Genomic DNA, 6,358 nt, shown 5'->3' with positions numbered 1-6,358 from the left:
TGCCCGCGTCAGTACGCTGCACAGCTGATCTACAATGCAATCGACGCTGAGACCGTTGTTCTGCGCGACGGTGCTTACACTGACGAGAGTGCTCTGGGTATCCCGAACAAGACCGTTGGCGAGAAGTACATGGGTCTGTCCAAGACCGAAGGCGTTCTGGTTGCTTCCGGTAAGACCGGCATCAACGGTCAGTCCACCGCTAAGGAAGACAGCCTGGGCGTAAACGTTCTGACCACCAACGCTGCTGGCGTTACCGAGACTGCTTACGACTATGCAGCTGACGTAACCTTTACCAAGGTTGCTAAGGACTACACCGCTCTGCTGGGTCAGGTTGTCAAGGTTCTGTACAAGAACGGCGACAAGTCCAAGGTTTACGGCGTATTTGCTACCGACGACAACAACGTTCTGGCTGGCAACTCCACCGACCTGGAGAAGAAGACCGCTACCAAGGTTAAGTTCGACGGCACCGAGTACGACGTTGCAGCTTCCACTCTGGTAACTGTAAACGGCGTTAAGAAGGCCGACAAGACCCTGGCTGAGTACGCTGACGTATACAAGGACACCGCAGCTACCTTCTCTCTGGTTGACAACAACGACGATGACAAGTACGACGTACTGACCGTTTTTGCTCCGTCTGTTGTTAAGGTAACCTATGCTGGTTCCAACTCCATCACCGCCGGCAAGTCCTACAAGTATGCTGACGAGAACATCGCTGACGGCATCAAGAAGGACGACTATGTAGCTATCATCGACAAGGCAGCTACCAAGGATGGCAAGTACAACATCACCAAGGCTGAGACCGTAACCGGCAAGGTTGAGGCAATCAAGGGCACCGATGTTAAGATCAACGGCACCTGGTACAAGCAGGCTACCGGCGCTGACATCGAGGACACCTATTCCCTGAATGACACCTTCACTCTGGCAGTAGTAAACGGCTTCGTTTATCACGCTGAGCAGGGCGACAACGCTATCTCCAACGATAAGGTTATTCTGGCTACCAAGGTTGACGCTCCGGCAAATGCTGGTACCATCAACGAAGGCACTCAGAAGATCAAGGCTCTGTTTGCTGATGGCACCGAGAAGGAAATCACTGTTGCACAGTACGACAAGTACACCTCTGGTTCCTTCGCAGGCTATGCAGATATGTCTGCTTCCAATGCGATTGCAGCTAATAAGCTGTACACCTTCACCACCAAGTCCAATGGCGACTACAAGCTGAAGGATATGGATTCCACCAAGTACGACGGCACTCTGTCCAACATCACTAAGATTGACGATGGCAAGGCTTATAACTCCTCTTCTCCGGCTTCCACCATGCGCTTCGCAGATTCCGCTGCTATCTTCGTAGTACCGGGCAACGGCGATGACGCTAAGGTTATCACCGGCAAGGCACTGGGCACTTGGAAGAACATCACTGCTCTGACTTCTGCTTCTACCACTCTGTACGGCAAGAAGGACGGCGGCATCGTTTACGCTAACGTAGGCGTTGTTGTTATGAGTTCCTCCACCGCAGCTCCGAGCTCCGGCGATGTTGAGTACGGCTTCGTAACCGCAGACTCCTCTCTGGTTAAAAATGGCGACGACTACTACGTTTCCATGACCATCTGGAACGGTTCTTCTGAGGTTCCCGTAAAGGCTGATTCTTACTACACCCTCGTAACCACTCCGACTACTGCATGGAGCGATAAGAAGGATGTAGACAGCGATACTACTGTTGGTGATATCGCAGCATTTGCTAAGAAGACCCCGATCTCCTACAAGACCACCGGCGACGGCATCATTTCTGAAGTTCGTCCGCTGAACGTTGCTTCCGGCACCGAGTACAAGGGCGCTGTTGCTGTAACCGGCTACAAGGATGGCAAGAAGTACGTTTCCCTGGATGGCACCGATTACGACCTGACCTCTGATACTGTTCAGATGTTCGTTGATACCGATGCTAAGAAGGGCGAGACCACTGGCTCTATCACCGAGGCGAACGAGGTTCACGGCTACTATGTAAAGAACGCTTACGCTGTACTGAACACCGCAGGCGACGAGGTTGAGTTCATCCTGGTTGATACCCAGAACAACCTCGAGTGCAATGCTTCCGAGGACGACGTTAAGATCACCACCCAGGGCGGCGCTGCTGCAATCACTGTTGACGACACTAACCGTGTTGTTAAGCTGAACACCGCAACTGCTGTTCCGGTAACTAGCGTATTCGTAGCTAATGGTGCTACCTACGGCGTACAGGCAGTTAATGCTGGTTCTGTATTCGTAGTTGGCAAGACCACCGGCAACCTGGCTGTTGGCGATACCATCCGCGTAATCGCTCAGAACGGCGACGTTGTTGACTACTCCGTAGTTGCTTAATCAAACTCCGCTTGTGTAAACAGGCTGTTTGATCGCTGAACGGCAAAATCGAAAACCCCCGAGGAAATTTCCTCGGGGGTTTTCCCATTTTCACGCAAAAACCGCAAACGAATACTTATATCCGCTCAAATTGAGGGCGCAGTTGCGGCTGTTGAGCAGCTGAAAGCCGTCAGCGGTGACGCCGAGGCCGACGCTATCGCCGTACATCAGCGGCACGTCCTCGGCCGCCAGACCGCCGTAAATGGCGCTGCTGTAGCCGGTATAGCAGCCGTCGCGGAACACGAGCACGGCCTTTGGGTGGTAACCTAGGCTGATGGTACGTTTTTCGGTTCCATCGCCGGTATAAGTGCCAAAATGGCACGCGGTTTTAACCGTAAGCGTGGTTTTGACGGTGTTCATGTCATTTTGCAGGTCGGTGTCCGCCGCGGTGCGCGCGTTGGTTTCGGACTCGGCGGCATGCTCGATCGCGGTAAGGCGGTTGCGCACGTCCTGCGCCAGCTTGTCGCCGTCCACACAGCCGCTCGGCAGCTTGCCAACCGACGCATCACGCACCTGTTTCTGCACGTTTTCGATCGCGTCCTGAACGGTCTGCGCCGGCACGCCCGCGCTCGCGGTGTAGCCCAGTTTGGCCGCCGCTGAGAACTCGCCCAGCGCGTCGCACAGCCGGTTCAGCGCCTGCCGCAGCTCCTCCGGCGAGGAGTCGAAGTACGTTTTCAGCTCCGCCGCCTGCATGTTCGGCTGGTCGGGCAGGTCCGCCAAACGCTTCATGAACGCGCCCTGCCGATATGATTCAAATCCCATAAATATACCTCCTGTTCGGCGTTTCGCCGTTTGTTTGAGGTATAGAATAGCCGATTTTTCCGAAATTGCAAGAAAAACTTTTGGATTTTTGCAAATTTTTTCGGGAAAAGGAAAACCCCCGAGGATTTCCTCCAATGTCAGTAAGTAAGTGACATTGGGATATCCTCGGGGATTTTTGTTATAATCAAGTATTAGTTGAAACTAAAACTTAGTGAACTACGACGCCAGAAGCATTGTATACCGGCTCGCCGTTCAGACGGTTGTTGTCTGCATCATAAACGATTGCCAGAATGTTATGATCGCCAGAGGTTTCAACTACGATATATGCGTTAGCATAGTAGTTGCCGGAAGTGGTGGTCTCCTCAGCAATGGATACCTGATCCATGGAAGAACCGCTTACGCCTTCCTGCTTGTCATCGTTAACAGCCAGGAATACAATGTCCTTATCCATGTCGAAGTTGGTAGCAGCCAGTGCAGTGTTAGCCTTATCGAGCTTAGCGCCCTGAACTGCTACATTGCCCTCAGACTTCTTATCCATACCAGTGATTGCAACCTTGTATACAGCTACGTCGGTAGCATCGTTCTCAACGTTGATGAACTTGTCGCCATCATTGGTGTAGATCAGCAGATCGCCAGCCTTCAGGAGCTGGCCATCGTTGCCATCATACTTCAGGGTAACGTTCTCAGAACCATTCCATACTTCGTATACGGTTACATCGTCGTTATCCTCGCCCTCAGTGCCCTTGTAAGCATCAGAGGTCATGTAAGCATACTTGTAGTTAGAGCCAGCGCCGGAGTAGGTAGCATCAGCAGTTACAACTGCAACGCGAACGGTTTCCAGACCATTGGTCTTCTTGGTAGCGTACTGAACAGAAGTGCCATATGCATTCTTCCAGTCGTTAACAGTCTTACCGGTCAGGATCTTAACCTTATCCTTAGCAGAAGAACCATCTACCTTGCCGTAAGCAACGAATACAACTGCACTGTCGTTGAATGCAGTGTTGTTAACCTTCTGCTTGTTGTCGATGGTAGAAGCAGTGTCGATGGTCTCGTAGCCAGCCTTGTTGCCAGTACCCAGTGCACGCAGCGAGTAGTTGCCGTTGCTGCGGGTAGAGTAGGTGTACAGCTTGTTCAGGTCAGAACCGGAGATGGTGTTGCCAGACTTAATGTCAGCAGCTTCCTTAGACGGATCGTTGGAGAACTTCTCAACAGTGATGGTCTTGGAGGAGCCATCCATGAAGTAAGCCTTAACCTTGGTGGTGGTAGCAGAACCGGTGAAACCAGTGTTGGTGGTGTCGTAGTCAGCCAGCATCAGAACGTCAGTAGAAGCAGACTCGGTCTCCTTAGCGTTTACAACGTAGTTGCCAACGGTAACGAAATCGTAGGTGCTGCCGGCCTTAACAGAAGCAGTGTCGTCTGCAACGGCGGAACCGGTAGCGATCTTGAACCAGGAGTCGTTAATCTTAACTTCAACCGGCTTAGAAGACTTGATGGAGTTAACCTTAGCAGAAGTGGTATCCAGCTTGGTTACAACATAGTTGCCAGAAGCAGTCAGCTTCTCATTAACAACAGCTACGTAATCGTCCTTAGCATAGCCGGTGTAGATGTCCAGATCGCCGATGTCCTGAGAACCAACGCCATTGTTGATGGTGATGGACTTGGAACCAACATAGGTGATCTTGCCTACAACAGCCGGGATGTAAACAACAACGTCAGCCTTGTTATTGCCGTTGGTATCGATCAGCTTAACGGTACCAGCAACCTTATCAATGTCGGTATAGCCTTCCAGATCGGTCAGAGCAACAGTCGTAGAAACGTTCGGCTCAATAGCCTTAACCTTGGACTTATCGTTGTCCAGCTTGTACTCGGTGTCCTTCAGCTTGGTCTTCTTGTTCTCACCAGAAACAGACTTCAGCTCGCCAACAGTACCGGTAGCAATGATCTTGGAGTCATCATCAGCGTATACGCCGTAAACGTCAACATCACCGTTGGATTTAACCTTCTTCAGAACCTTAACATTCAGGCCGATCAGGTCGGAAACATCGGTCGGAACCTTATCATAAGAATCGCCGCCAACAGTGATCTCATAGGTATCCTTACCAGAGGTCTTTTCAACCTTGGTCAGCTGAGCAGCTTTGGTCTTAACGAGGTCCATGTACTTGCCGCCGATGGTCTTGTCGTCATCAACGTTGGTAGCCGGCTTGAAGTCCTCGATGTCGTTGGACCAAACTACGCGCTCCATGTCCAGTGCGTTGTACAGGATCTGTGCAGCGTACTGACGCGGCAGAGCAGCGTTCAGGTTGGTGTCAACGTCCTCGAACAGGTTGTTCAGCTGGCCGTACTTCATGGTGTTCTGCGCCCAAGCTGCGCCGGTCAGGCCAGCCTTCTGAGCATTGTAGCCAGCAGCTACCAGTACCATCTTTGCAGCCTCGAGACCGGTTACGGTATCGTTCGGAGCAAACTTGGTAGCAGACTTACCAGCGATGATGCCGGTGTTCTGCAGGTAACGTACGTAGCCCTGTGCCCAAGCTGCGGTCGGCAGATCGGTGAACGCAGTCGGGAGGGATGCGTAAGCGCTGGCGTTGTCATTACCGCCATTCATGATCGTAAAGATCATCTTTGCCATCTGAGCACGGGTAACGGTGGTGTTCGGCTTGAAGGAGCCGTCTTCGTAACCCTGGATTACGCCCAGAGAAGAGAGCATGTCTACAGCGGTGGTTGCCTTGATGTCAGCCTTGTCGCTGTAAGACGCTGCACCAGCAAACATGGTGAATGCACAAGCAAACGCCAGTACCAGTGCAAGAACCTTTTTGAGATTCGCGCCGGAGTCGCGATTACCCGAAAAACGCGGGTGAAATTTCAAAAAATCCATCCAATATGTAACATTTCAAAGAAACGCTTTCTTCAAATGGGTTACATTTTATGGATACAACCTGTCCGCCAATCCCAATCGCAAACAAGCACCTATATTATATAAGGTATAACCCGCGTTGTACAGAGCCGGTTTGCGATCTGGCCCAAAGCCAGGCGGCGGCGTAATATTACAAGTAATGTTACACTCATGTTACGGATTGCGAACTTCGCTTGACCCATGGGTTTGACTATGGTAATATACTTAACGACGAGTGAGAACTCGTACAAAAAATTTTAAGGAGGAAAACCCCTATGAAGAATCTCAAAAAGGTTCTTGCACTGGTACTGGCGT

Annotated in this window: 3 protein-coding genes; 1 reads left to right on the top strand and 2 read right to left on the bottom strand. The window is 51.5% G+C overall.

All coding sequences use genetic code 11. From position 1 onward, the window contains the following. Positions 1–2,352 (top strand): hypothetical protein (locus PG722_RS13615; protein WP_270580854.1); only part of this gene is annotated, 2,352 nt, incomplete at its 5' end. 90 nt (positions 2,353–2,442) lie between these two features. Here PG722_RS13615 and PG722_RS13610 read toward each other — a convergent pair. Both PG722_RS13610 and PG722_RS13605 read right to left on the bottom strand, forming a co-directional pair. Beyond that, complete coding sequence (locus PG722_RS13610) at positions 2,443–3,153, bottom strand: hypothetical protein (RefSeq protein ID WP_270580853.1); 711 nt, start codon at positions 3,151–3,153, stop codon at positions 2,443–2,445. Positions 3,154–3,361: 208 nt separating this feature from the next. Then, on the bottom strand, positions 3,362–6,025 hold the full coding sequence (locus PG722_RS13605) for an S-layer homology domain-containing protein (protein ID WP_270580852.1): 2,664 nt from the start codon (positions 6,023–6,025) through the stop codon (positions 3,362–3,364). Between the last annotated feature and the right edge of the window lie 333 nt (positions 6,026–6,358).

It is taken from the genome of Butyricicoccus sp. OF27-2pH9A (genome assembly GCF_027693185.1).
Classification (GTDB): Bacteria; Bacillota; Clostridia; order Oscillospirales; family Butyricicoccaceae; genus Agathobaculum; species Agathobaculum butyriciproducens.
Note: the sequence above shows the minus strand (reverse complement) of the source record. Positions and strands in the feature narration are given on the sequence as shown.